Origin of the sequence: Rhodococcus ruber, from assembly GCF_027270735.1 — a bacterium.
Taxonomy (GTDB): domain Bacteria; phylum Actinomycetota; class Actinomycetes; order Mycobacteriales; family Mycobacteriaceae; genus Rhodococcoides; species Rhodococcoides rubrum_A.
The window spans coordinates 376,476-402,055 of sequence record NZ_JAPWIJ010000003.1 but is presented as its reverse complement, the minus strand read 5'-3'; the positions used below and the strand labels follow the sequence as shown (position 1 = coordinate 402,055).

At 65.1% G+C, this 25,580-nt stretch carries 21 protein-coding genes and 2 tRNA genes; 15 read left to right on the top strand and 8 right to left on the bottom strand.

What is annotated here, in order from left to right; genetic code table 11:
* Window positions 1-5 precede the first annotated feature (5 nt).
* Window positions 6-1,406 (bottom strand): alpha/beta-hydrolase family protein, encoded by a 1,401-nt coding sequence (locus tag O4220_RS09075; RefSeq protein WP_269603278.1) that lies wholly within the window; start codon window positions 1,404-1,406, stop codon window positions 6-8.
* A complete protein-coding gene (locus O4220_RS09070) occupies window positions 1,403-2,050 on the bottom strand; it encodes a hypothetical protein (RefSeq protein WP_269603277.1) in 648 nt (215 codons plus the stop codon). The genes O4220_RS09075 and O4220_RS09070 overlap by 4 nt, the downstream gene beginning before the upstream one ends.
* A 165-nt stretch (window positions 2,051-2,215) precedes the next feature.
* On the opposite strand from O4220_RS09070, the gene O4220_RS09065 reads away from it, so the two are divergent.
* The 3 genes from O4220_RS09065 (at window position 2,216) to O4220_RS09055 (ending at window position 5,259) form a co-directional block, all read left to right on the top strand.
* Window positions 2,216-3,454, top strand: coding sequence for a sensor histidine kinase (locus O4220_RS09065; protein ID WP_420030349.1), 1,239 nt, complete (start codon window positions 2,216-2,218; stop codon window positions 3,452-3,454).
* A gap of 10 nt (window positions 3,455-3,464) precedes the next feature.
* Window positions 3,465-4,127: a response regulator gene (locus O4220_RS09060; protein ID WP_269603276.1), complete on the top strand. Its 663-nt coding sequence runs from the start codon at window positions 3,465-3,467 to the stop codon at window positions 4,125-4,127.
* A gap of 100 nt (window positions 4,128-4,227) precedes the next feature.
* On the top strand, window positions 4,228-5,259 hold the full coding sequence (locus tag O4220_RS09055) for an ATP-dependent 6-phosphofructokinase (protein ID WP_032376991.1): 1,032 nt from the start codon (window positions 4,228-4,230) through the stop codon (window positions 5,257-5,259).
* A gap of 19 nt (window positions 5,260-5,278) precedes the next feature.
* Here the strand turns inward: O4220_RS09055 and O4220_RS09050 are convergent, their stop codons facing one another.
* A complete protein-coding gene (locus O4220_RS09050; protein WP_269603632.1) occupies window positions 5,279-5,743 on the bottom strand; it encodes an acyl-CoA thioesterase in 465 nt (154 codons plus the stop codon).
* 94 nt (window positions 5,744-5,837) lie between these two features.
* Between O4220_RS09050 and gatB the strand changes: the two genes are divergently transcribed.
* Entirely contained in the window at window positions 5,838-7,349 is a 1,512-nt protein-coding gene (gatB, locus tag O4220_RS09045; protein WP_269603275.1) for an Asp-tRNA(Asn)/Glu-tRNA(Gln) amidotransferase subunit GatB, read from the top strand.
* Between the two features lie 57 nt (window positions 7,350-7,406).
* On the opposite strand, the gene O4220_RS09040 is transcribed toward gatB, so the two are convergent.
* Complete coding sequence (locus O4220_RS09040; RefSeq protein WP_269603274.1) at window positions 7,407-8,555, bottom strand: PQQ-dependent sugar dehydrogenase; 1,149 nt, start codon at window positions 8,553-8,555, stop codon at window positions 7,407-7,409.
* A gap of 84 nt (window positions 8,556-8,639) precedes the next feature.
* Here O4220_RS09040 and O4220_RS09035 point away from each other — a divergent pair, with 84 nt between their 5' ends.
* Window positions 8,640-9,620 (top strand): DoxX family protein, encoded by a 981-nt coding sequence (locus tag O4220_RS09035; RefSeq protein WP_269603273.1) that lies wholly within the window; start codon window positions 8,640-8,642, stop codon window positions 9,618-9,620.
* Window positions 9,621-9,688: 68 nt separating this feature from the next.
* On the opposite strand, the gene ilvD is transcribed toward O4220_RS09035, so the two are convergent.
* Together ilvD and O4220_RS09025 are read right to left on the bottom strand one after the other, a co-directional pair.
* Window positions 9,689-11,530 carry a dihydroxy-acid dehydratase gene (gene ilvD, locus O4220_RS09030; protein WP_269603272.1) on the bottom strand — a complete coding sequence of 614 codons (1,842 nt, stop codon included), beginning with the start codon at window positions 11,528-11,530 and terminating at the stop codon, window positions 9,689-9,691.
* Between the two features lie 59 nt (window positions 11,531-11,589).
* Window positions 11,590-12,015, bottom strand: a complete 426-nt coding sequence (locus O4220_RS09025) for a PH domain-containing protein (RefSeq protein WP_269603271.1) — start codon at window positions 12,013-12,015, stop codon at window positions 11,590-11,592.
* Between the two features lie 365 nt (window positions 12,016-12,380).
* Between O4220_RS09025 and O4220_RS09020 the strand changes: the two genes are divergently transcribed.
* From O4220_RS09020 to O4220_RS09000, 5 genes are all read left to right on the top strand, one after another.
* A complete protein-coding gene (locus O4220_RS09020) occupies window positions 12,381-14,360 on the top strand; it encodes an acetolactate synthase large subunit (protein WP_269603270.1) in 1,980 nt (659 codons plus the stop codon).
* Entirely contained in the window at window positions 14,357-14,860 is a 504-nt protein-coding gene (gene ilvN, locus O4220_RS09015) for an acetolactate synthase small subunit (RefSeq protein WP_008717436.1), read from the top strand. Before O4220_RS09020 ends, ilvN begins: the two co-directional genes overlap by 4 nt.
* Window positions 14,861-14,922: 62 nt before the next feature.
* Window positions 14,923-15,924 (top strand): ketol-acid reductoisomerase, encoded by a 1,002-nt coding sequence (gene ilvC / locus O4220_RS09010; protein ID WP_170944858.1) that lies wholly within the window; start codon window positions 14,923-14,925, stop codon window positions 15,922-15,924.
* Window positions 15,925-16,110: 186 nt separating this feature from the next.
* Window positions 16,111-17,706: a phosphoglycerate dehydrogenase gene (serA, locus tag O4220_RS09005; protein WP_269603269.1), complete on the top strand. Its 1,596-nt coding sequence runs from the start codon at window positions 16,111-16,113 to the stop codon at window positions 17,704-17,706.
* A gap of 52 nt (window positions 17,707-17,758) precedes the next feature.
* Entirely contained in the window at window positions 17,759-18,769 is a 1,011-nt protein-coding gene (locus O4220_RS09000) for a 3-isopropylmalate dehydrogenase (RefSeq protein ID WP_269603268.1), read from the top strand.
* Window positions 18,770-18,850: 81 nt separating this feature from the next.
* Here O4220_RS09000 and O4220_RS08995 read toward each other — a convergent pair whose 3' ends face one another.
* Window positions 18,851-20,023 (bottom strand): MFS transporter, encoded by a 1,173-nt coding sequence (locus O4220_RS08995; protein WP_269603629.1) that lies wholly within the window; start codon window positions 20,021-20,023, stop codon window positions 18,851-18,853.
* 196 nt (window positions 20,024-20,219) lie between these two features.
* Here O4220_RS08995 and O4220_RS08990 point away from each other — a divergent pair, with 196 nt between their 5' ends.
* From O4220_RS08990 to O4220_RS08980, 3 genes are read left to right on the top strand one after another with little or no spacing between them, the layout of a single operon-like run.
* Entirely contained in the window at window positions 20,220-20,993 is a 774-nt protein-coding gene (locus O4220_RS08990) for a fumarylacetoacetate hydrolase family protein (protein WP_269603267.1), read from the top strand.
* Window positions 20,994-21,000: 7 nt separating this feature from the next.
* Window positions 21,001-22,476 (top strand): glutamate--tRNA ligase, encoded by a 1,476-nt coding sequence (gene gltX, locus O4220_RS08985; RefSeq protein ID WP_269603266.1) that lies wholly within the window; start codon window positions 21,001-21,003, stop codon window positions 22,474-22,476.
* A gap of 46 nt (window positions 22,477-22,522) precedes the next feature.
* Window positions 22,523-23,527: a YihY/virulence factor BrkB family protein gene (locus O4220_RS08980; RefSeq protein ID WP_269603265.1), complete on the top strand. Its 1,005-nt coding sequence runs from the start codon at window positions 22,523-22,525 to the stop codon at window positions 23,525-23,527.
* Here the strand turns inward: O4220_RS08980 and O4220_RS08975 are convergent.
* Window positions 23,485-25,050 (bottom strand): bifunctional 3'-5' exonuclease/DNA polymerase, encoded by a 1,566-nt coding sequence (locus O4220_RS08975; protein WP_269603264.1) that lies wholly within the window; start codon window positions 25,048-25,050, stop codon window positions 23,485-23,487. The two genes, O4220_RS08980 and O4220_RS08975, sit on opposite strands and share 43 nt — an antisense overlap.
* A gap of 245 nt (window positions 25,051-25,295) precedes the next feature.
* Here O4220_RS08975 and O4220_RS08970 point away from each other — a divergent pair.
* Window positions 25,296-25,367, top strand: a tRNA-Gln gene (locus O4220_RS08970).
* Between the two features lie 87 nt (window positions 25,368-25,454).
* Window positions 25,455-25,527 (top strand) — tRNA-Glu (locus O4220_RS08965).
* The last annotated feature ends 53 nt before the right edge of the window (window positions 25,528-25,580 follow it).

Genomic DNA, 25,580 nt, shown 5'->3' with positions numbered 1-25,580 from the left:
CGAAGTCACCGGCAGAGCGGCATGCTGGTGCCCTGGTCGATTCCGTATCGATGACCGTGACCGGCCTCCACGTCGAGAGCCGCTGCCATATCGACGGACGTCTGGACGAAGCTGACGAGCGGTAGCCACATCGGTGCCGGCGCATCGTGACGGGTTGCCGTCGAATCGGGAGCCGACCACAGCAGACGTGCAGACCATCGGACAACGGGGTCCGATGAATTGGCGAGAACCGTTGCGTCGTCGGTGTTCACGGCTCCGGCAGGTGGACCTGCCCATACTGCGCCGCAGACGAGCGGATCGGTTCGACGAAGAGACAGATAGGTGTCGCTGCCCGCCACGGCCCCCAGGCTCTGGCCGTACACGACGATTTGGGGCGGTGTCGATTTCGCGGCTGCCCGCGCCGCAACCGCGTGTGCAACTGCCTCGGCCGATCTGCGGGCATCGTCCTCGGCGAACATGAATGTCGCCCAACTCGGCTTGTTCGAGTACTGCACTGCCACGGTGGCGACATCCCCGCCGAATCTGCTTTCGGCACCGGTGACCGCATTCTCGTCCACCCAGCCCGATCCGGTCGGTATCGCGACGACCACCACACGGCGGTCGAAAGCGCCCGCGCGTTCCATGTCTGCGACGGCCAGCGCGACGCGTCGATCGAGCGTGGGTGCCGAGTCGAGGCCGACGTAGGTGCGCACGGTACTGGGGACGAAACCGCCGGACACGAACTTTCGGCCCTCTCTGCCCAGCGTGCCCCACGGAACGAGCGAGTCGGGACCACCTGATCTCGTTGTCGCAATCGGAGCGGTCACCGTACCGTCGATTGCCGAGCTCGAGGCCGAGAAGGAACCGGACATGGCCGACCAGAGTGCGGGCACGGCGACGACGTACGACAGCACGCCGACGACCGCAATCAGAGCGATCGATCGCACACCGCCGAGCGCAGCGCTCACTCTCCGGGTGGCGAGACCGATACCCCACAGAGTGAGAGCGACGCATGCCGCTCCACCGAGGATATCGACGGCGTAGTGCCAGTCCACTGCTGGCGTGGCCATCGCGGCTCGTAATTTGTTCTGCCACAGAATGTTCGAGAACACCGCGCCGATAGAGACCACTGTTCCAGCGCCCGCTGTCCACGCCCGCGCGCCGAATCCAGCGGGTCGCCCCGTGCCGAGAGCGTGCCGGGCCGACCACGCGAGGGTGAGTGCGATCGCCATCGACACCCCGATCAACAGCGCCTGGGTGACGGCTGGACGGGGGAGCAGCGCAGGAGCGGACGACATCGATACGGCAGCTGTGAGCGCAATCGAGGTCCCGATTCTCGGCAGCCGTATGCCCGTCGAGAGGGGCGGTGCAACAGAGGTCCCAGCAGAGCCGATTCGCCCGAAGGATCCGGTGATCGGGGCGATCATGCGTCTTCGTCGATCGCGGGTACGGATACTTGTGTGCGCACGTATCGGCGCGCCAGAAGAACCGAGAGCGTCGTCAGGGCAAAGACTGCGCCGCCCAGCGCGATCGGCAGTGCGGGTTCGGCCACCGGTGCGCCGAAAGACTGCCGCCAAGAATTCATGTCGACGGCCGCCGCGGCTACCGATGCGGCGACGTAGCAGGCCCGGCGGGATCCGTCGTCGGTCCGCTCGATGCAGGCGGCGTGCAGACGGCTTTCCAGCCGACCATCGATCGCTCGACGCCAGTGCGGGTCCACGGTCTTGCCTGTCGCGGCGGCATACCGTAAGAGGTCGTAGCCCAGATCATGTGCCTTGCAGGCGGATTCGAATTCCGGCGGCAGCGGCACGGGAGAAGAGCAGTCCCCGTGAGGATTCTCCGCCATGGCGTCGAGCACTATCGGTCGGTAGCCCATCACCGATGCGAAGTCGGCGGGGATCGCTCGGGTCGCCGCGTCTGCCGAGTCGGTGACGAGCGCGTGCACCGCTACGGCGACGGGCGATGTCTCGTCGGGTGCGGACGGCGGGGACGACGCGGCACCGGTGGTCGCAATCACCGCTACCGTGGCCGCGGCGAAGCACATCAGGATGCCAGAAGTGTTCCTGTTCATGGCTTTCGACGCTATGGAGCGTGATGCCCTACGAGCATCGCGCCGAAGTCTCGTTCTGCAGTCGCTGTCGGTCTCGGTCTGCGATCGGTTCGATACCGCAGGTGTGTGCGGAACTGATACTCAGGTATGACGTCCTCGTCGGCCCACACTCCCTAGGCTCGGTCCGTGCGCAAGAACAGATCACGAAAATCGAAGCCCGGAGCGGCGAGGCGTCGGGTGCCGGCTCGAATTGCCGGTGTCCGTTCGGTCGACGCGCTGATCGTTGTTGTCGGTGCGGTGCTGTATTCGATCGCGTGGCCGACACTGTCGGTCACCCATCAGGTCTCGGGGCCGTTGATGCCTATCGTCGGCGCACTCGCGGCCTTCCCGTTCGTGCTGATTCGAGTCAATCCCGCGATGGGGTGGGCGGTGTCGGCGCTGTCCGCTCTGGTCATTCCGGTAGCGTTCGACCGCACTCCGGGATACGACTATCCGTGGCAGGTAGTGCACATACTCGTTCTGTTGGCGCTGTTGTTCGCCGTCGCACTGCGGTCTCCGCCTGCGGTGCTGCTGCTGGCCTGGTTGGCCAGCATGCTGGTGTTCTTCGCGTACATGCCGGGCTCGGACGGAGTCGGTTGGTCGGTCGGTCTCACGGCGGTGGTCGTGTTCGGACTGTTGATCCGTTGGCTCGTCCTCTCTCGCAGGCAACTTGCCCAGCAGGAGGAGGTCAGCGAACTCGAGCGGACCAGGCGCACGGTTCTCGAGGAGAAGGCGAAGATCGCTCGTGATCTGCACGACGTCGTCGCACATCACATGTCCATGGTGGTCGTGCAGGCGCAGAGTGCGCCGTATCGACTCGACGACGTGTCCGAGGCTGCCGCGCTGGAATTCGCGTCGATCGGTGCCACGGCGCGCGAAGCACTCAACGAGATCAGGGGAATGCTCGGTGTACTGCGCAGTGATGGACAGCAGTGGCAGGACGCACCGGCACCCAATGCACTGGACCTCGAACGCACCCTCCACGCGAGCCGCAAGGCCGGGATGGATGTGCGCTGGAACATCACCGGACCAGTCGAATCGATCTCCGAGACAACAGGGTTGGCGCTCTACAGAATCCTCCAGGAGTCGTTGTCCAATGCTGCTCGCCATGCCCCCGAGGCGCCGGTGACCGTCCACATCACGGTCACGCCGAGCAATGTTGTCATGACCGTGGTCAACGCGCCGTCGACGAACATCGGTGTCGGACGAGTCGCGGGGGCGGATACCGGCGGGCACGGGATAGCGGGCATGCGAGACCGAGCGCGGGCAGCACACGGGTGGTTGCACGCTTCCGCTCTACCGGACGGAGGATTCGAGGTCGCGGTGCATGTGCCCCACGGGCTACCGACTTCGGCGGCACCGTTGGCCACGGACGATCTCGCCTAGGCTGACGAACGTGGTGACAACGGTCTTCATCGCCGACGACCAAGCGATGGTGCGGCAGGGGTTCGGCGCCCTTCTCGGCGCGCAGGCCGACATCTCGGTGATCGGGGACGCCGACAACGGCAGGACGGCGGTCAGCGAAGTAGCTCGCCTTTTGCCCGACGTGGTGCTGATGGACGTTCGGATGCCGGAGATGAACGGTCTCGATGCCGCGCGAGCGATCCTCTCTGCTTCCCTCCCGTCGCCGGTGCGCATCCTGATGCTGACGACATTCGACATCGACGACTATGTCTACGAGGCGCTGGCGCTCGGCGCGAGCGGCTTTCTGCTCAAGGATGCGCCCGCCGAGGAATTGATTCGGGGGGTGCGCGTCGTCGCCGCCGGCGAGGCCCTGCTGGCACCGTCGGTGACCAGACGGCTCATCGCGGACGTCACCGCCCGCCGCGGGGCGCGCCGCCGTACGTCGCCGCGTCTGAGCGATCTGACTCCGCGCGAACGAGAGGTGCTCGAACTCGTTGCCACCGGCATGTCGAACTCGGAGATCGCCGGCTCGCTGTTCCTGGCCGAACAGACTGTCAAAACACATGTGGGCAAGGTCTTGGCCAAGCTCGGCCTACGCGATCGTGCCCAGGCTGTCGTGCTGGCCTACGAGACCGGCGTCGTGACGCCGAAGTGAGCGGCGGGCGGTACCGACGCGCGCAGCACACCACGCCCCATTAGGCTGACGACGGTCGTTGGGTCCACTCACGGATCTGCAAGCAGAGAGGCGAAAATCGATGCGCATCGGAGTTCTGACCGGAGGCGGCGATTGCCCAGGGCTCAATGCGGTGATCCGCGCGGTGGTACGTACCGCTGACGCGCGGTACGGCTCGACCGTCGTCGGTTTTCAGGACGGATGGCGCGGCCTTCTCGAAGACCGTCGCGTGCAGCTGCGCAACGACGACCGCAACGACCGGTTGCTCACCAAGGGCGGCACGATGCTCGGCACCGCGCGCACCAACCCGGATGTGTTGCGGGCCGGACTCGATCGGGTCAAGCAGACCCTCGAAGACAACGGCATCGACGTGTTGATCCCGATCGGTGGCGAAGGAACCCTCACCGCTGCCGCGTGGTTGTCCGAAGAGGGCGTGCCCGTCGTCGGGGTGCCCAAGACCATCGACAACGACATCGATTGCACCGACGTCACGTTCGGCTTCGACACGGCACTGACGATCGCCACCGACGCGATCGACCGTTTGCACAGCACTGCCGAATCCCATCAGCGGGTGATGCTCGTCGAGGTGATGGGTCGGCACGCGGGGTGGATTGCGCTGCACGCCGGATTGGCGTCGGGTTCGCACATGACCCTGATCCCGGAGCAGCCGTTCGACGTCGAGGAAGTATGCACCCTGGTGCGCAAGCGTTTTCAGCGTGGAGATTCGCACTTCATCTGCGTCGTCGCCGAGGGAGCCAAGCCGATGGAGGGCTCGATGAAGCTTCTGGACGGTGGCATCGACGAGTTCGGTCACGTTCGATTCACCGGAGTTGCTCACCAGCTCGGTGTCGAGATCGAACGTCGCATCAACAAGGAAGTTCGCACCACTGTGCTCGGGCACGTCCAGCGCGGTGGAACCCCCACGCCCTACGACCGCGTGCTCGCGACGCGATTCGGCGTCAACGCGACCGACGCGGCGCACGCAGGCGACTTCGGCAAGATGGTCTCGTTGCGGGGCACCGAGATCGGTCTGGTGTCCTTGGCCGAGGCGACCAAGCAGCTCAAGCGGGTACCGCAGACCCGATACGACGACGCCGCCGCGTTCTTCGGCTGAACCGCCGACTTGCGCGAGGTCACATGTGGCTGGCGGCCTCTTGGATCTCGGCCTCGCGTGCTTCGGTCTCTCGGCGCAGTTGACGTCGTCGCCGCGCGGCCTCGAAGCGCTGAGCGCCGACATCGGTGGTCGGCATCAACTGAGGCAGGGTCGTCGGCTTTCCGTCGTCGCCTATCGCGACCATGGTGAAGTAGCAACTGTTGGTGTGCCGTAGCTCACCGCGCTGTATGTTCTCGGTCTCCACGCGAATCCCGACCTCCATCGAGGTGCGGCCGGTGTAGTTGACCGATGCCGAGAAAGTGACGAGTTCACCGACGTGGATGGGCTCGCGAAAGACGACTCGATCGACCGACAGAGTGACCACGTACGCCCCGGCGTAGCGACTGGCACAGGCATACGCCACCTGGTCCAAGAATTTGAGAATGGTGCCGCCGTGGACGTTGCCGGAAAAATTCGCCATGTCCGGGGTCATCAGCACGGTCATCGACAACGTCTGCTTCTCGGTGTGCGTCACCCGTGCACGGTAACCAGTGCACGTGGTTACTCGTGCGTCGTATGCAATGCATAAACTACGGACCATGACTGCTGCAACCGTCGATCTGATCGATTACGACGATGTGCTCGCCACGTTCGACCCCGTGTTGGGCATGGAGGTCCACGTGGAGTTGGGTACGGAGACCAAGATGTTCTGCGGTTGCCCCACCGCGTTCGGTGCCGAGCCCAACACGCAGGTGTGCCCGGTGTGCCTGAGCCTTCCCGGCGCGCTACCGGTGGTCAACGCCGCTGCCGTGGAATCTGCGATCCGTATCGGGTTGGCGCTCAACTGCTCGATCACTCCGTGGGGTCGGTTCGCTCGTAAGAACTACTTCTACCCGGATCAGCCGAAGAACTATCAGATCTCGCAGTACGACGAGCCCATCGCCACCGAGGGCTACCTCGATGTTCTGCTCGACGACGGCAGCACGTTCCGCGTCGAGATCGAGCGCGCGCACATGGAAGAGGACACCGGCAAGTCGACGCACGTCGGCGGAGCGACCGGCCGCATCGAGGGCGCGTCGCATTCGCTGCTCGATTACAACCGTGCCGGTGTGCCGTTGGTGGAGATCGTGACGAAGACGATCACGGGAACCGGAGCCCGCGCGCCCGAAGTGGCACGTGCCTACGTCACCGCACTCCGAGATCTGCTGAAGTCGCTGAACGTCTCCGACGTGCGCATGGACCAAGGTTCGTTGCGCTGTGACGCCAACGTGTCGCTGATGAAGAAGACGGCGACCGAATTCGGCACCCGCACCGAGACGAAGAATGTCAACTCGCTCAAGAGTGTCGAGGTTGCCGTTCGGTACGAGATGCGCCGTCAGGCAGCGGTTCTCGAAGCGGGCGGAGAAGTGGTTCAGGAGACTCGGCACTTCCAGGAATCCGACGGAACCACCACCAAAGGCCGTAAGAAGGAGACCGCAGAGGACTACCGGTACTTCCCCGAGCCCGATCTTGCGCCCGTCGCTCCGAACGCGGACTGGATCGAGGAGCTCCGCGGGACCCTGCCCGAGCTTCCGTGGCTCCGACGCGGCCGGATCCAGAAGGATTGGGGTGTCTCCGACGAGGAAATGCGCGACCTGGTGAATTCCGGGGCGCTCGAGCTCGTCGCGGCAACGGTGGATGCGGGTGCGTCGCCACAGGCCGCGAGGTCCTGGTGGGTGTCGTACCTGTCGCAGCAAGCGAATGTGGCCGGAGTGGAGCTGGCCGATCTGTCGATCACGCCGGCCCAGGTGGCGGAAGTGGCCGCGTTGGTCTCCGACGGCAAGCTCAACAACAACGGTGCTCGTCAGGTGGTGGACGGGGTGCTGGCAGGCGAGGGCGAGCCCGCTCAGGTGATGTCCGACCGTAACCTCGTGTTGGAGAAGGACGACACCAAGTTGCAGGCCGCCGTCGACGAGGCACTCGCTGCCAATCCCGGTGTGGTGGACAAGATCCGAAGCGGCAAGGTTCAAGCTGCCGGTGCCATCGTGGGTGCGGTGATGAAGGCGACGCGCGGTCAGGCCGACGCGGCCCGCGTCAAGGAACTCGTCCTCGAGGCCTGCGGCCAGTCCTGATCGTCGACACAGCCCGCGGCCGAGCGCACCGTGCGCTCGGCCGCAGGCTTGTGTCGATCAGTCGATACCGCCGCCGCCACCACCGGGGAAGGGAACCTTGACGACGCGGTCGTCGGTGGGGCCGGGCTCTGCACCGCTCTTGTTCACCGTGCCGACCAAAATTTGACCGTCGGCTGAGCTCGTTGCCCCGTTCAGCTGTCCGTAGCGGTCCTGGATCAGCAGCGTCGGTTCGGCCGACACGGCTCCGGTGTTTGGATCGGTGGTCAGCGCTGCAACTGCTTTCGCCGTCGTGAGGGCTACGGCCACACCACCGTCGCCCGCTGCGCATCCGGCGACACCGGGGCGGTCCGGCCACGTCCATACCGGAGAGAACACCGCGCCGAGTTTGTCGATGCGCTGCAAGCGATCCTCGATCGCGGTGCGGTCGGTGACGTAGATGTTCCCGGCACCGTCGGTGCACACATCGCCTGCCGTCCCGATTCCACTCAGTGCGATCTGCGGACGCGGGGGATTGGCCGTCGGGGACAATGACGTCACCCGTAACAGCTTGCCGGACAACGAATCCGGATTCACGGCTGCGGCCGGGTCGCCGTTGTCGCCGGTGAGGACGAGCAGCTCGGTGGGGGTGTAGAAATCGATGGACCCACGATTGCCCGTCGCGCCGCGAGGAATGCCGGTCAAGATGTCCTTGGGAACGTCGCCGGGAGCGAGCCGAACCACCCTGGTGTCCGAGGGGGTGGTGACGAGGGCGTAGAGCAGCCTGTCCTCGGCGTACGTCGGAGAGAGCGCAATGTCGAGTAGGCCTCCGTCGCCGGTGCCATCGACCGCTATCCGGGCCACCTCGAGCGGTGTTCGGCCGGCGGCGACCTCCATGATGCGACCGGTGCGGCGCTCGGCGACCAGCGCGCTCTGTCCGTCGGGCAGGGCCACGAGGCCGCCCGTGGTGTCCAGACAAGTCGCGATCACCGATTGGTCGGGATCGACGCAGGGACCCGACGGCGGGGGCGGAGCATTCGGATCCGACGAAGGCGGTGTCTCGCTGGGGGTCGTCGGTTGCAACTCGGCGGCACCGACCTCGGGTGCAGGGGTGAACGGCGACGAATTCGAGTCGTCGAAGCGGGCGCACCCAGCGAGCAAGGCGGCCGTCATCGAGAGTGCGACGACAGCGGCAGTGGCACTTCGAGGTGACGCTCCGACCGGCTTCATCCTTCGAACGGTACGTCAGCAGTGGCGCGGACTCGCCACGCGGCCATGAGGGGAATCGGCACATATCGGCTCTACTGTGGAGAGGTGACCGATACACCGCGCGACCCCAACCGGCCGGACCAGCCGTACGAACCGGCCGAGAGCCCGTACGACAACCCCACCGAACAGATCCCACCCTCGCGCTCTGCGTCCGGTACATCCGCCCCGGATCGAGCCGATACCTCCGGCGCACCGACCGCGGCGTTCGGTGCGCAGCGTTCGGATCGATTGCCTCGGACCGACGACGAGCTCGACTTCCCGCACTCGTCGACGTCCGATGCGCGCTCTACCGACGCGCAACCGACCGAGAAGATCCAGGCCTATCGGCCGTCGGCTTACGCGGATTCGCCCACCGCCGGTGCGTCGGCCGACAGCACCTCCTCGACCGCATATTCCGATCACTCCACCGAGTACCTCGGTGCCTCGGCGGGCTCGGGAGCCACGGCGTCCAGGGCGGCAGTCACCCCGGAGCCCGAGGTTCGCACCGAGACAGTCGAGGTGCCCGCTCGTCGTGGTAGCGCCGATCTCGGCTTGTTCGTCCTGCGCGTGGCGATAGGAGCGGTATTCCTCGGTCACGGCCTGCAGAAGCTGGTCGGCCTGTGGAACGGGCCGGGACTCGACGGATTCCAGAATCTGCTGGAGACCTCGGGCTTCCGCTACTCGGAGATTCTCGCGATCGCGGCTGCTGCGGGCGAGACGCTGGGCGGCGCGTTGTTGATCCTGGGTCTGGCGACGCCCCTTGCGGGCGCAGCCGTGCTGGCGACCATCATCAATGCGTGGTGCTTCAAGCAGGCCGCAGAGCCAGGATTGCAGTTCTCCGGGAGCAGCGGTGTCGAGTACGAGACAGTTCTCGGTTTCGCCGCGGCCGCAATCATTCTCACGGGCCCGGGAAAGATCGCTTTCGACGGTCGCCGTGGGTGGGCCACTCGACCGCGAATCGGATCGCTGCTGGCACTCGTCGTCGGCATCGCCGCCGGCGTCTGCATCTGGATCTTCCTCAACGGCGCCAACCCCGTCGTTCGCTGATCCCCGACATCGATCGGACCCATGTGCGTGGCACTTCGTAGCGCCACGCACATGGGTTCTGCTGTTCCTCAGGGCACGTAGCGGACGGCACCCTTGTCGGCCGATGTCGCCAAGGCCGCATACGCGCGCAAGGCGGTAGTGACCGTGCGCTGGCGGTCCACCGGTTGCCACGGACGCTCGGACGCGGTCATCTTCGCTCGGCGCGTCTCGAGGGTCTCGTCGTCCACGAGAATTTCGAGGGTGCGTGAGGCGACGTCGATCCGAACCTGGTCACCGTTCTCGACCAGCCCGATGACTCCGCCGGCCGCCGCCTCGGGGGAGATGTGCCCGATGGACAGGCCCGAGGTTCCGCCGGAGAAACGTCCGTCGGTGATCAGGGCACAGACCTTGCCCAGGCCGGCACCCTTGAGGAACGCCGTCGGGTGCAACATCTCCTGCATTCCCGGTCCACCCTTGGGTCCCTCGTACCGCACGACCAGCACGTCACCGGGTTGGATCTTCTTCTGCAGGATGGCCGATACGGCTTCTTCCTGAGATTCGACGACCAGCGCAGGCCCCTGGAACGAGAAGAGGTCCTCGTCGATGCCCGCGGTCTTGAGGATGGCCCCGTCGACGGCGATGTTGCCGCGGAGCACCACCAGGCCACCTTCGACCGTGTAGGCGTGTTGCAGGTCGCGGATGCAGCCACCCGCAGCATCGGTATCGAGAGACGACCAGCGGTTGCTCGTGGAGAACGGTTCGACGGTTCGGACTCCGCCGGGCGCGGCGTGGAACAACTCGATCGCGTCGTCGGACGCCTTTCCGGATCGGATGTCCCAGGTGTCGAGCCACTCGTCGAAGCTCTTCGTGTGCACGGTCGAGACGTCGGTTTCGAGCAGGTTCGCGCGACGCAGTTCGCCGAGGAGAGCCGGAATTCCGCCGGCGCGGTGCACGTCTTCCATGTGGTAATCGGAATTGGGTGAGACCTTCGCCAGGCACGGGACCTTGCGGCTGATGGCGTCGATGGTCTCGAGGTCGAAGTCGACCTCACCTTCCTGCGCGGCAGCGAGGGTGTGCAGCACCGTGTTGGTCGACCCGCCCATCGCCACATCCAGTGCCATGGCATTGCGAAACGCGGCCGGCGTGGCGATGTTGCGAGGGAGAACGGACTCGTCCTCGTCGCGGTAGTACTTCAACGCGGCGTCGACGATCGTGGTGCCGGCCCGCGTGAACAGCGCTCGACGGGCCTCGTGAGTGGCCAGGGTGGAGCCGTTACCGGGCAATGCCAGGCCGAGCGCCTCGGTGAGGCAGTTCATCGAGTTCGCAGTGAACATTCCCGAGCAGGATCCGCATGTGGGGCAGGCACTGCGCTCGACCTCGTCGAGGCCTTCCTCGGAGACGGCATCGTTCGCGCTGGCGGAGATCGCGGTGATCAGGTCGGTCGGCGCCTGTGCGACGCCGCCGACGACGACGGCCTTACCCGCCTCCATCGGTCCGCCCGAGACGAAGACGGCCGGGATGTTCAGGCGCATCGCGGCATTGAGCATCCCGGGAGTGATCTTGTCGCAGTTGGAGATGCACACCAGTGCGTCGGCGGTGTGCGCGTTGGCCATGTACTCGACGGAATCGGCGATGATCTCGCGGCTGGGCAGCGAGTACAGCATGCCGCCGTGGCCCATGGCGATGCCGTCGTCGACGGCGATCGTGTGGAATTCGCGGGGGACGCCGCCGGCCGCGCGGACGGCGGCGGCGACGATCTCGCCCACGTTCTTCAGGTGTACGTGGCCCGGGACGAACTGGGTGTACGAGTTCGCGATAGCGACGATGGGTTTACCGAAGTCCGAATCGGTCATTCCGGTGGCGCGCCACAGCGAGCGTGCGCCCGCGGCGTTGCGTCCGACAGTGGTGACCCGTGAGCGTAGCGGCGGCATGTGCGTAGTCCTCGTTCGTTGCGGCGGTTTCTCGCACGGACGAGGCTACTCGCCGTCGGCTACCGGTCGGTCGGTGCCTGCTCGCCCTCGGCGTCGTCGGATTCCGCTCGAGCTCTGTCCTCTGCGGCGGCGGCAGCGGCGTACGGATCGGTGATGCGACCGCCGCTTGCAGCCGCGAGTTGGGGGAGTAGATCGAACCGCACCAGCGGCAGCGACTTCTCGCTCTTGTCGCTCAGGACGACGCGCGCCCAGCGGCGATCCGGGAAATGCAGACCCGTCACCGAATTCCAGTCGATCACGTCCGAACCCACGAACCGTCGAGCGGTGATCGCGTCCGGAGTGACGACGGTGCGCACGCGAAGCACCCAGACGAACGCAACGACCGGCAGGATCAGCAGCCAGCCCAGAGCCGCGGGCCAGCTGAACGCCGGCAGTGCTGTACCGAACAGCAGCAGCGCCACGCCGAGCAGCGCAAGGCGCGGCATGCGAATGACCTGCGTGGTCGACGGTTGCCGACCCTCGGCACCGTTCGGTGCCTGGGAGGCAGTGTGGGATGATGGCCGTGGTGGTTCGGACTGCTGCGGAGACGACACCCATTCATCTTCGCATTGCATCTACGCGATCTCACATAATGGGATTGCGTCGTGACGAGTTTGACTCTTCCCTGTGCGCGCGCCTACCGTCGAGCGCGTGAAGCGGAATTGGATACTCGTAATCGGCCGGCGCGTCAACGCCTGAGCCGGTTGTTCAAACTCGCATCGACGCGCCACCCTCGTACAGCACTCGCTGACGGGGGTTTTTTCTTGCCCAGAGATCGCCCAGCAATTTCACATTCCTGAGGAAGCAATCAGTGAGCGCACCAACCGCACGCCCGGGGCCCACGACTCGTAAGTCGGGGCCGGCCGCAAGCCCGTCGACCAGCAACCCGTCCGCAGAAGCGGCGACCAACGGATCGCGACGTCACGTCGCGCCCGAGAAGGTCAGCGGCGCACAGTCTGTCGTACGAGCTCTCGAAGAACTCGACGTCGACACCGTATTCGGCATTCCCGGTGGCGCGGTTCTCCCGGTCTACGACCCGCTCTTCGACTCCGTCAAGGTGCGCCACGTGCTGGTTCGCCACGAGCAGGGTGCGGGTCACGCAGCCACCGGCTACGCCCAGGCGACCGGCAAGGTCGGCGTCTGCATGGCGACGTCCGGCCCGGGTGCGACCAACCTCGTCACCCCCTTGGCCGACGCGCAGATGGACTCGGTTCCCATCGTCGCGATCACCGGTCAGGTCGCACGCAGCCTCATCGGTACCGACGGTTTCCAGGAAGCCGACATCTCGGGTATCACGATGCCCATCACCAAGCACAACTTCCTGATCACCGACGGCGCGGACATTCCGCGCATCATGGCCGAGGCGTTCTACATCGCGGCCTCGGGTCGTCCCGGTGCCGTGCTCGTCGACATCCCCAAGGACGTGCTGCAGGCACAGACCACGTTCTCGTGGCCACCGGAAATGCGTCTGCCCGGGTACCGGCCCGTCACCAAGCCGCACGGCAAGCAGGTTCGTGAGGCAGCGCGTTACATCGCCGATGCCAAGCAGCCGGTGCTGTACGTCGGCGGCGGCGTCATCAAGGCGAACGCCTCCGCAGAACTTCTCGAGCTCGCCGAACTGACCGGCATTCCGGTTGTCACCACGCTGATGGCGCGCGGGGCGTTCCCCGACACGCATCAGCTGAATCTGGGCATGCCCGGCATGCACGGCACGGTCGCAGCGGTCGCCGCTCTGCAGCGCAGCGATCTGCTGATCACGCTCGGTGCCCGGTTCGACGATCGCGTCACCGGTCAGCTGTCGTCCTTCGCGCCGGATGCCAAGGTCATCCACGCCGACATCGACCCGGCCGAGATCGGTAAGAACCGGTACGCGGACGTGCCGATCGTGGGCGACTGCGGCGAGGTCATCACCGAGCTGATCGAGGCTCTTCGGGCCGATCGCGCCACCGGAACGACTCTCGACCTCGAGCAGTGGTGGGTCTACCTCGACGGCATCCGCAAGACGTACCCGTTGAGCTACGACCGTCCGTCGGACGGATCCATGTCTCCCGAGTTCGTGATCTCCTCGGTCGGCAAGTTCGCCGGTCCCGACGCGATCTACTGCGCAGGCGTCGGCCAGCACCAGATGTGGGCCGCGCAGTTCATCAACTACGAGAAGCCGCGTACGTGGCTCAACTCGGGCGGCCTCGGCACGATGGGGTACGCGGTTCCCGCCGCCATGGGAGCCAAGATGGGTCTGCCCGACGCCGAGGTGTGGGCCATCGACGGTGACGGTTGCTTCCAGATGACCAACCAGGAGCTCGCTACCTGCGCGGTCGAGGGCATCCCGATCAAGGTCGCGCTCATCAACAACGGCAACCTCGGCATGGTTCGGCAGTGGCAGACCCTGTTCTACGAGGAGCGCTACTCCAACACCAACCTCGGTACACACGGTGCCGTCCGTATCCCCGACTTCGTCAAGCTTGCCGAGGCATTGGGCTGCGTCGGTTTGCGGTGCGAGCGGGAAGAAGACGTCGATGCCGTGATCGCCCAGGCACGCGCGATCAACGATCGCCCGGTCGTCATCGACTTCATCGTCGGTGCCGACGCCCAGGTGTGGCCGATGGTGGCCGCAGGAACGGGCAACGACGAGATCATGGCCGCCCGCGGTATCCGTCCCCTGTTCGACGACGACGAAGCCGAAGGCGTCGAGCCCGCGGTGATCGAAGAGGCAATGGCCCGCGAGCAGGCGCACGGCGCGCAGCTTGCCAACGGTGCATCCACCGACGATGTGAAAGGCAGCGACAAGTGAGCACGAGCCATACCCTCAGCGTTCTCGTCGAGGACAAGCCAGGTGTGCTGGCCCGCGTCGCCGCACTGTTCTCGCGTCGCGGCTTCAACATCTCCTCGCTCGCCGTCGGCGGAACCGAGATTCCCGATATCTCCCGCATGACCATCGTCGTGACCGTCGACGAATTCCCGCTCGAGCAGGTGACCAAGCAGCTCAACAAGCTCATCAACGTCATCAAGATCGTCGAGCAGGACGACGACTCCTCGGTGGCCCGCGAGTTGGTGCTGATCAAGGTCCGAGCCGACGCCAGCGTCCGCAGCGAGGTCATCGAAACGGTGAATCTGTTCCGCGCCAAGGTGATCGATGTGTCGCCCGAGGCAGTCACGGTCGAAGCGACGGGCACCCGCTCGAAGCTCGATGCGTTGCTGAAGATGTTGGACCCCTATGGAATTCGAGAAATAGTTCAGTCGGGAGTCGTTGCCGTCGGACGTGGACCGAAATCGATCACTGCGTCGCGCTAGCGGCCGAAGTGATGAACATGCGTAAAACCCAAGAGGAAAGGTAACAACCAGTGGCAGTCGAGATGTTCTACGACGACGATGCTGATCTGTCGATCATCCAGGGCCGCAAGGTCGCTGTGATCGGCTACGGAAGCCAGGGCCACGCGCACTCGCTGAGCCTGCGCGATTCCGGCGTCGATGTTCGCATCGGCCTGGCGGCCGGCTCGAAGTCCCGCGCCAAGGCGGAGGAGCAGGGTCTGAAGGTCGGCACTCCCGCCGAGGTGTCGGAGTGGGCCGACGTGATCATGGTGCTCGCACCCGATACCGCGCAGGCCAAGATCTTCTCCGAGGAGATCGAGCCCAACCTGAAGGACGGCGACGCGCTGTTCTTCGGTCACGGACTCAACATCCACTTCGACCTGATCAAGGCACCGGAGTTCGTCACCGTCGGTATGGTCGCGCCCAAGGGCCCCGGCCACCTCGTGCGTCGTCAGTTCGTCGACGGCAAGGGCGTTCCCGCGCTCATCGCCATCGACCAGGACCCGAAGGGCGAGGGCCAGGCGCTCGCACTGTCGTGGGCCAAGGGCATCGGCGGAACCCGCGCAGGCGTCATCAAGACCACGTTCAAGGAAGAGACCGAGACCGACCTCTTCGGCGAGCAGGCCGTACTGTGCGGTGGCACCGAGGAACTCGTCAAGACGGGCTTCGAGGTCATGGTGGAGGCCGGCTACGCACCCGAGATGGCGTACTTCGAGGTGCTGCACGAGCTCAAGCTCATCGTCGACCTCATGTACGAGGGCGGCATCGCTCGCATGAACTACTCGGTGTCCGACACCGCAGAGTTCGGCGGCTACCTCTCGGGACCTCGCGTCATCGACGCAGGCACCAAGGAGCGCATGAAGGCAATTCTGGCCGACATCCAGTCGGGTGAGTTCACTCGTCGTCTGGTCGCCAACGTCGAGAACGGCAACACCGAGCTCGAAGGCCTGCGCAAGGCCAACGCCGAGCACCCCATCGAGGTCACCGGCAAGAAGCTGCGCGACCTGATGAGCTGGGTCGATCGTCCGATCACCGAAACGGCATGATTTCAGTCGAATCGCGTTCGCACGCACGCTGATCGAAGGGCACCGCTACACAAGGTGGCGGTGCCCTTCGGTGCGTGAACCAGGTGGCGTCACTGTTCGATGTCGCCGGCCTCTAAACTGTTTCTGCTGCACCAGCTCCGAATTTTCACCGACAACAGTCTCGAACCGACTTAGGGAGTTCTTCACGTGAGCCAGCCAGGCCGTCCTGTCGTTCTGATCGCCGACAAACTTGCGCAGTCCACCGTCGAGGCACTGGGTGACGGCGTCGAGGTCCGTTGGGTCGACGGCCCGGATCGTCCCGCGCTGCTCGCCGCGGTTCCCGAGGCCGACGCGATTCTCGTGCGCTCCGCGACCACGGTCGACGCCGAGGTGCTCGCTGCCGGAACCAATCTCAAGATCGTCGCCCGCGCCGGTGTCGGCCTGGACAACGTCGACGTACCCGCAGCCACCGAGCGCGGCGTCCTCGTCGTGAACGCACCGACCTCCAACATCCACACCGCCGCCGAGCACGCAGTCACGTTGCTCCTTGCGGCCGCGCGCCAGATCCCTGCTGCCGATGCCACCCTGCGTCAGCACGAGTGGAAGCGCAGCAAGTTCAACGGTGTCGAGATCTTCGGCAAGACCGTCGGCGTCGTCGGGCTCGGCCGAATCGGCCAGCTTTTCGCGCAGCGTCTGGCCGCGTTCGAGACCCACATCATCGCGTACGACCCCTACGTCTCGGCAGCACGCGCTGCGCAGCTCGGCATCGAACTGGTGAGCCTGGACGAGCTGCTCGAGCGGGCCGACATGTTCTCGGTGCACCTGCCCAAGACACCGGAGACCAAGGGCATCATCGGCAAGGAAGCCCTCGCCAAGACCAAGCCCGGGGTCATCGTCGTCAACGCCGCACGCGGTGGACTGGTCGACGAGCAGGCACTGGCCGACGCCATCACCTCCGGTCACGTGTTCGCCGCTGGCATCGACGTCTACGCCTCCGAGCCGTGCACCGACAGCCCGTTGTTCGAGCTGCCCCAGGTCGTCGTCACTCCCCACCTCGGGGCGTCGACCACCGAAGCGCAGGACCGAGCGGGCACCGATGTGGCCAAGTCCGTATTGCTGGCCCTCGCAGGCGAATTCGTGCCCGACGCGGTCAACGTCAAGGGTGGGGCCGTCGGCGAAGAGGTATCTCCGTGGCTCGAAATCGTGCGGAAGCAGGGTGTGCTGCTCGGAGCCCTGTCCGACGAGCTGCCCACCTCGTTGTCGGTGGACGTTCGCGGCGAACTCGCCAGCGAGGACGTGCAGATCCTGAAACTGTCTGCGCTGCGCGGACTGTTCTCGGCCGTGATAGAGGATTCGGTCACGTTCGTCAACGCTCCGTCGCTGGCCGAGGAGCGCGGTGTCACAGCAGAAGTGACCACCGCTCCCGAAAGCGAGAACCACCGCAGCGTCGTCGACGTCCGGGCCGTGTACGGCGACGGCACGGTCCTGAACGTCGCCGGAACTCTCACCGGGACGACGCAGGTCGAGAAGATCGTCAACATCAACGGTCGCAACTTCGATCTGCGCGCCGAGGGCAAGAACCTCATCGTCAACTACGCGGATCAGCCCGGCAGCCTCGGCCGGATCGGCACGCTGCTCGGCGATGCCGGCATCGACATCCAGGCCGCTGCGCTCAGCCAGGACTCCGAAGGCGACGGCGCAACGATTCTGCTGCGCGTCGACAAGGACGTTCCGGCAGAGCTCAGTGCGAGCATCGCGACCGCGGTGGGTGCCTCCACCATCGAGCTTGTCGATCTGTCCTGATTCCTGCTCGCAGCCGATCAGACAGAAAACGAACGAACACACGAGGAGTGAGATGAAGCTGGCCGTCATCGCCGGGGACGGAATCGGACCCGAGGTCGTCACCGAGGCGCTTGCCGTTCTCGACGTGGTCGCGCCCGGTACCGAGAAGACCGAGTACGACCTCGGTGCGCGGCGCTACAACGCCACCGGGGAGCTGCTGCCGGATTCGGTGTTGGCGGAACTGCGTGAGCACGACGCAATCCTGTTGGGAGCCATCGGCGATCCGTCGGTACCCAGCGGTGTGCTCGAACGCGGACTGTTGCTGCGCGCTCGATTCGCGCTCGATCACCACATCAATCTGCGTCCGGCGAAGCTGTATCCCGGAGTTGTCGGCCCGCTGGCCGGCGACAAGGAGATCGACGTCGTCGTCGTGCGCGAGGGCACCGAGGGACCCTACACCGGAAACGGTGGTGCGCTTCGGGTCGGTACACCGCACGAGGTGGCCACCGAGGTCAGTGTCAATACGCGCTACGGCGTGGAGCGGGTGGTGCGCAACGCCTTCGAGCGGGCGCTCACTCGGAAGAAGCATCTGACGCTGCTGCACAAGACCAATGTGCTGACCTTCGCAGGCAGTCTGTGGGCTCGCACCGTCGACGACGTCGCCGCTGAGTTCCCGGACGTCGAGGTCGCATATCAGCACATCGATGCCGCGATGATTCACCTCGTCACCGATCCCGGCCGATTCGATGTCATCGTCACCGACAATCTGTTCGGCGACATCGTGACCGATCTCTCGGCCGCAGTGACCGGCGGAATCGGTTTGGCCGCAAGCGGAAACATCGATGCGACCGGTACCAACCCGAGCATGTTCGAACCGGTTCACGGTAGTGCGCCCGACATCGCGGGACAGCAGAAGGCCGATCCGACCGCTGCCATCCTGTCGGTGTCGCTGTTACTCGATCATCTCGGCGATGCGGCGGGAGCCGCGCGAGTGGAAGCCGCAGTCGCAGCAGATCTCGCGCAGCGAGGAACCAGCGCGGCTTCGACGAAAGAGATCGGCGCACGAATCGCCGCTCGCCTGTAGCTCGACCGTCACGACATGCCACGGTGGACCGACTGTCCACCGTGGCATGTCGTGTTTCTCGGACATCCCCACCGTGCTGGATCAACCGGAGCTGTCGGACTTCTCGTCGGGAGTCTCGGGACGTGGATCGTCGGGGACGATCGGCACGGAGAGTGCGGGGAAGATCGCCGACACCAGGAATGCGATGGGAAAGCTGACCGCCGCAAGTGCCCCGAACACCGGCGGCACGGCCGACGCGAACACGTATTGACTCGTGTTCTGCACGCCGAGGGCACGTCCGCTCCAATACGGTCCTGATATCTCGGCAACAGCGGTGAAGGCAAGACCGTTCGGGGCAACGGTGGCGACGGACGCGACGACGAGCAGGACGATCGCGACGGGGGAGTCGAACCAGCCGGCCACTCCGAGTCCGAACATGCTGACGGCGGCAGTCACCGCGACCCACCGCAGGGGCCGCATGCGGCTGCCGACCCGATCGGACAGCGCGCCGACGCTCATCCGGCCCAGTGCGCCGAGAATCTGCGTCACCGTGACGAGCACGCCCGCCGCCGCTGCCGTCCATCCTCGGTCGGTCATCAGCCAGACGAGTGCAAATGTCCAGACCACATACTGCGGAACCACCAACAGGATCGACGTGGCGTGAATGCGCCACAGTTGCGTGCTGCCTCTGTACGGATTGTCCAGCAAACCCTGCTCTGCCGCATCGGCGCGATTCGGCCGCGGGGGGTCGACGACCGCGAGACACAGCAGTGCGGCTGTCGCGCACACGGCAGCGGGTACGAGCAGTGCCGCTCCCACGCCGTGGTCGCGGGCGATGGGTGGGATGGTCAGTGCCGCAACGGCCACGCCCAGCGGCACCGACATCTGCCTGATGCCCATCGCCAACCCACGGCGATGCGGCGGGAACCATCCCACCACGACCCGTCCGCTCGCGCTGTTCGCACTGGCGGCGGCCATACCGCCGATCAGCAGAAGGATGGCAAGCACCGGAATGGAGGTGCTGACCACTGCAGCGACACTCGCAGTGGCCGTGAGCCCAAGCCCGATCACCAGGACGAGACGTTCGCCGATTCGGTCGACGAGCACGCCCCATGCGATGAGGGTCAGCATGATCCCCACGGTGGGCATTGCAACCACGAATCCCGCGGTCGCGAGTCCGAGTCCCCGGTCGTCGTGCAGGGCGGGGATGAGAAATGCGGCACCGTTGATGAAGACGGCACCCGCAGTCTGCGCCAGCATTCCGAGTACGAGCATGAACCAGCGCCGTGTCTCGCCGATGACGGCCAACTGCTCGGTGGTGTTCACGCGGCTCTCGCTGTTCTCTAGATGTTCTCACTATGTGGACTCAGCATCTTGAGATGTGGACCTTGGTGAAGACATTACACCGGCGAAAGATCCACGGATCGGACGGCGTCGACGTGCGGAGAACGACGGTCGATAGACTTGCGGCATGCGTCTCGGTCGAATTGCAAGTCCTGATGGTGTGGCATTCGTGAGTATCGAAGGTGAGGGTGATTCGCAGACTGCGAAGGAAATTGCCGAACATCCTTTCGGCACACCCACGTTCACGGGTCGGTCGTGGCCGTTGGCCGACGTACGACTGCTGGCTCCCATCCTTGCCAGCAAGGTCATCGCCATCGGTAAGAACTACGCCGCTCACGCGGCCGAGATGGGTGGTGAGGCACCGAAGGACCCCGTGATCTTCATCAAGCCGAACACCTCCATCGTCGGCCCGGGTGCGGCCATCGTGCTGCCGTCGTCATCGAACGAGGTGCACTACGAGGGGGAACTGGCCATCGTGATCGGTCGTCCCTGCAAGGACGTTCCCGCGTCGAAGGCGTACGAGGTGGTACTCGGTTACACCGTCGCCAACGACGTCTCGGCCCGTGACCACCAGAAGAACGACGGGCAGTGGACTCGCGCCAAGGGGCACGACACCTTCTGCCCGCTGGGGCCGTGGATCGAGACCTCACTCGATCCCTCCGATCTCGAGATCAAGACCGAGGTCGACGGTGTCGTCAAGCAGCAGAGCCGCACTTCGCTTCTGCTGCACGACATTCCGAAGATCATCGAGTGGGTGTCCGCGGTGATGACGCTGCTCCCCGGCGACGTCATTCTCACGGGAACCCCCGAGGGAGTGGGGCCCATCGTCGACGGTGACAGTGTGTCGATCACCGTCGAGGGAATCGGTACCCTGACCAACCCAGTCGCAGCGAAGAAGTAGGGCAACGATGACCACTCCAGCAGACGTTCGCGTTCGGTTCTGCCCGTCTCCCACCGGTACCCCGCACGTCGGGCTGATCCGAACAGCGCTGTTCAACTGGGCGTTCGCCAGGCATCACGGTGGAACTTTCGTCTTTCGCATCGAGGACACGGACGCCGCACGCGATTCCGAGGAGTCCTACGCCGCCCTGCTCGACGCATTGCGCTGGCTCGGTCTCGACTGGGACGAAGGTCCCGAGGTGGGCGGTCCGTACGAGCCGTACCGTCAGTCTTTGCGCCGAGAACAGCACACGGCCGTCGTTCGGAAGTTGCTCGATGCCGGAGAAGCCTACGAATCTTTTTCCACGCCCGAGGAAGTCGAAGCTCGCCACAAGGCCGCCGGGCGCGACCCCAAGCTCGGTTACGACAACTTCGACCGCGATCTGACTCCGGAGCAGCGGCAGGGCTTTCTGGACGAGGGGCGTGGAGCCGTCGTACGGCTGCGTATGCCCGATCACGATCTGACCTGGAACGACCTCGTACGCGGAGAGACCACGTTCAAGGCGGGAACCGTACCGGACTTCGCGTTGACCCGCGGCAACGGAGTTCCGTTGTACACGTTGGTCAATCCCGTCGACGACGCACTGATGAAGATCACCCATGTGCTGCGCGGCGAAGACCTGCTGTCGTCGACCCCGCGTCAGCTCGCCCTCTACGAGGCGCTGATCCGAATCGGCGTGGCCGGTCGGACCCCGGAGTTCGGGCATCTGCCGTTCGTGATGGGCCAGGGCAACAAGAAGCTGTCCAAGCGTGATCCCGAAGCCGATCTCTTCATCCACCGCGATCGGGGTTTCATCCCCGAGGGGTTGCTGAACTACCTCGCCCTTCTCGGATGGGGTATCTCGGACGACCACGATGTCTTCTCGCTCGACGAGATGGTGGCAGCGTTCGAGATCTCGTCGGTCAATTCCAACCCGGCGCGCTTCGATCAGAAGAAAGCCGACGCGATCAACGCCGAGCACATCCGAATGCTCGCTGCCGATGATTTCGCGACCCGGCTACGTGAATACCTGGTTGCCCAGGGGCATCTGGTCGAACCGATCGACGAGAAGGTCTTCGCGGTCGCCGCGGACCTGGTGCAGACTCGCATCGTCGTGCTGTCGGACGCGTGGGGACTGCTCAAATTCTTGTTCGTCGACGAGGCGGACTTCGAAATCGATCCCGCTGCTGCGGCCAAGAACCTCGGCCCCGATGCCGCACCCGTTCTCGACGCCGCCATCGAGGCATTGACGGCGTTGGCTACGTGGACCACAGCCGACGTCGAGGCAACTCTCAAGGACGCGTTGATCGAAAAGCTGGAACTCAAGCCGCGCAAGGCCTTTGCTCCGGTTCGAGTAGGAGTGACAGGGTCGCACATCAGCCCGCCGCTCTACGAGTCCATGGAACTGCTCGGCCGCGAGAGGACCCTCGCTCGCCTGGCTGCCGCACGCACTCGTATCGCGTGACGGCGGTTCGTCGCGGGCAGTCCCGGTCGAACGGAGATCTCGACACATGAGCGTCGCCGATCGACTGGATCGACTGCAGCGCAGGCGGCCGGTTCTCGGATATCCCATTGCGGTGGTCTACAAGTTCGTCGACGATCAGGGCGGGTACCTTGCCGCCCTGATCACCTACTACGCCTTCGTCTCGCTGTTTCCCGCGCTCCTGTTGTTCTCCACGGTTCTGGGCATCGTGTTGGTCGGTAGCCCGGAACTGCAGCAGCAGATTCTGAACTCCGCGCTCGGTCAGATCCCGGTGATCGGTGACGAGCTGGGCAGGCCCGAACGCCTCGGCGGAGGCACCGTCGGTCTGGTGGTCGGTGTCCTGGGTTCCCTGTACGGCGGTCTCGGGGTGGCCGTGGCGCTCCAGAACGCAATGAACACGGCCTGGACGGTGCCGAAGAACCTGCGGCCGGATCCCATTCGAGCCCGGGTGCGCGGATTGGGTCTGCTGAGCACGGTCGGTCTGGCGGTCCTGGCCGTCACCGCACTCAATGTGCTCAGTGCTGCTGGATATTTCGGCCCGGAATCGGGCCTCGTGGTGTTCGTGGTCGGCACAGTTTTCTACATAGGCGTGTTCGTCGTCGCGTTCAGGCTCGCGACAGCGCGACCGGTGTCGATCGGAGAGGTTCTTCCCGGAGCTGTCGTAGCCGGTCTGATCTGGCAGCTGTTGCAGACCTTCGGCAGTGTTTACGTGAAGTACGTCGTCAGCAACGCGACGGTCACCAACGGTGTGTTCGCTGTTGTGCTCGGACTGTTGGCGTTTCTGTACGTGACCTCGGTATCGATCGTGTTGTGCATCGAGATCAACGTAGTTCGCGTCGATCGACTCTTCCCGCGAGCCCTTCTTGCCCCGTTCACCGACGACGTCGAACTGACAGAAGGTGACAAGCTCACCTACACCGGACAGGCAGAAGCGCAGCGCAGCACCGCATTCGAGGAGATCGAGGTGACGTTCGAAGACCCGCCGAGTGCTCAGTCGGACTCCGACTCCGAATCGGCAGTCGAAACACCGTAGAAGCGGTCGATTCTCGTCTCCATCGGAAACCGCACCTCCGTATCGCCGAACATCAATCGAGTGGCCGACAATGCTGCCGCTGCAACGGCTTCCGACACCCGGTCGGCATCGACTGTCGGGCAGTGCACCACCACCTCGTCGTGCTGAAAGAACACGAGCTCGCTACTGCCGGCTCCGATCTCGCCGCGCAACCGTCCGCGCAGATCGGCCAACAAGCACAACGCCCATTCCGCAGCGGTGGCCTGGACCACGAAGTTACGGGTGAATCGTCCACGCGCGTGCGCGTCACCCGTGGACCACCATTGCGCCGAGGGCGGTGGGCAAGCCCGCCCCAACCACGAACGGACGACCTCACCCCGTTCGCCGGCGCGGGCGGCCTCTTCGACCAGTCCCACCGCACCGGGGAACCTGGCCCGCAGTCGCGTCAGCAGTCCGCGAGCCTCGCCCGACGTCGCGCCGTACAGCACTCCGAGAACGGCCACCTTGGCCTTGCCGCGATCACCCTCGAACGATTCTGCGGCCACCGGTGCGTACAGATCAGCGGTACCGGCAGCGGCCACCATGCGTGGGTCGCCGGACATCGCCGCGAGAATGCGGGGTTCGAGTTGTCCGGCATCGGCGGCGACGAACGTATGTCCGGGATCGGCGATCACGCTGGCTCGCAACGGTTTCGGAATTTGCAGGCCGCCCCCTCCGCGGCTTGCCCACCGGCCCGAGACCACGGCACCGGGAACGTAGACCGGCCGGAACCGATCGCCCCGCACCCAGGAGTCGAGCCAAGCCCACCCATTCGTACTGTGCAATTTCGAGAGATCGCGATGGCGCAGCAGCAGGGGGACGGCAGGGTGATCGATCTCGCGGATGACGTGTGCGCGAGTGGATGTCAGTTCGATTCCGGAGCGTGCGAACGCGGCCACCACTTCCACCGGAGACGAAGGGTTGACGCGTCGCCCGAACGCCGACGAGATCTCGCTTTCCAGCCCAACCAGAGCCGGGGGGAGGGAACCGTCGACCGGACGGGCCCCGAGCATCGATTCGAGATGACGCCGATGCGCCGCTGCCGAGAACGGCAATCCGTCGTGCGTCATCTCCGCAGCGGCCAGACCCCCGGCCGATTCCGCCGCCGCCAGTAGTTGCAGTGCGCGGTCTGCGCCGATGGACTGGAACTGACGGCGGTACTCGGTGACCACTGCTGCCGGGTCGGAGTGCGGATCCGCGTCGAACAGTCCCGGTCGTAGGTCTGCGGGTACGGAAGGAGCAGCTGCGGAGCCGGTTCGCATCGTCAGAATCGCACCGACCAGTGCGAGATCGTGGCAGCGGCGCACGCGTACCCCACGTTCGAGGAGGCGGGGGTAGATCCGACTGGTGTCCTCCCATATCCATCTCGGCCGTTCGGACGCGTCGAGCTCGGCAACTGCCGCAGCCGGATCCTCGACCACAGTGGGAACGCCTCGGATCGAACAGTCGTCGTCGAGATACGTCAGTACCGCCTGCTCGCCGCGAGGTACGAGCACGACCTTCATCGGGCTCTGCGGTGTGTTCGAGCGGTCACGGAGACCAAGTCTGCTGCACCTGCGAGCAGAGGGGCAGTGCGGGCTCGTGCATCGGCGACAGACGCCGGTCGGGCGGTGTCAGAGCACGCCACCAGCCTAGTTTTGGATGCTCTGAGCAGCCGATTTGGAGAATGGGTATGCACCTTTGATAGTCTCTATCCCGGCTCGAAACGCAGTGCGCACCGATGTTGGTGAGCAGTTCGATTCAAGTCCATTGGGGTATGGTGTAATTGGCAACACAGCGGTTTCTGGTACCGCCATTCTAGGTTCGAGTCCTGGTACCCCAGCGAGCAGGTAGCGGCGATTTTGTCGCCGGTGCCGAGGCAGTTAAGCTGACTCGGCACTGACAAGCTCGAAATGCAGGTGAAGTTCCTGGCCCCGTCGTCTAGCGGCCTAGGACGCCGCCCTCTCAAGGCGGTAGCGCGGGTTCGAATCCCGTCGGGGCTACAACTGACAACACCCTCTCGATCCTCGGATCGGGAGGGTGTTGTCGTTTCGGG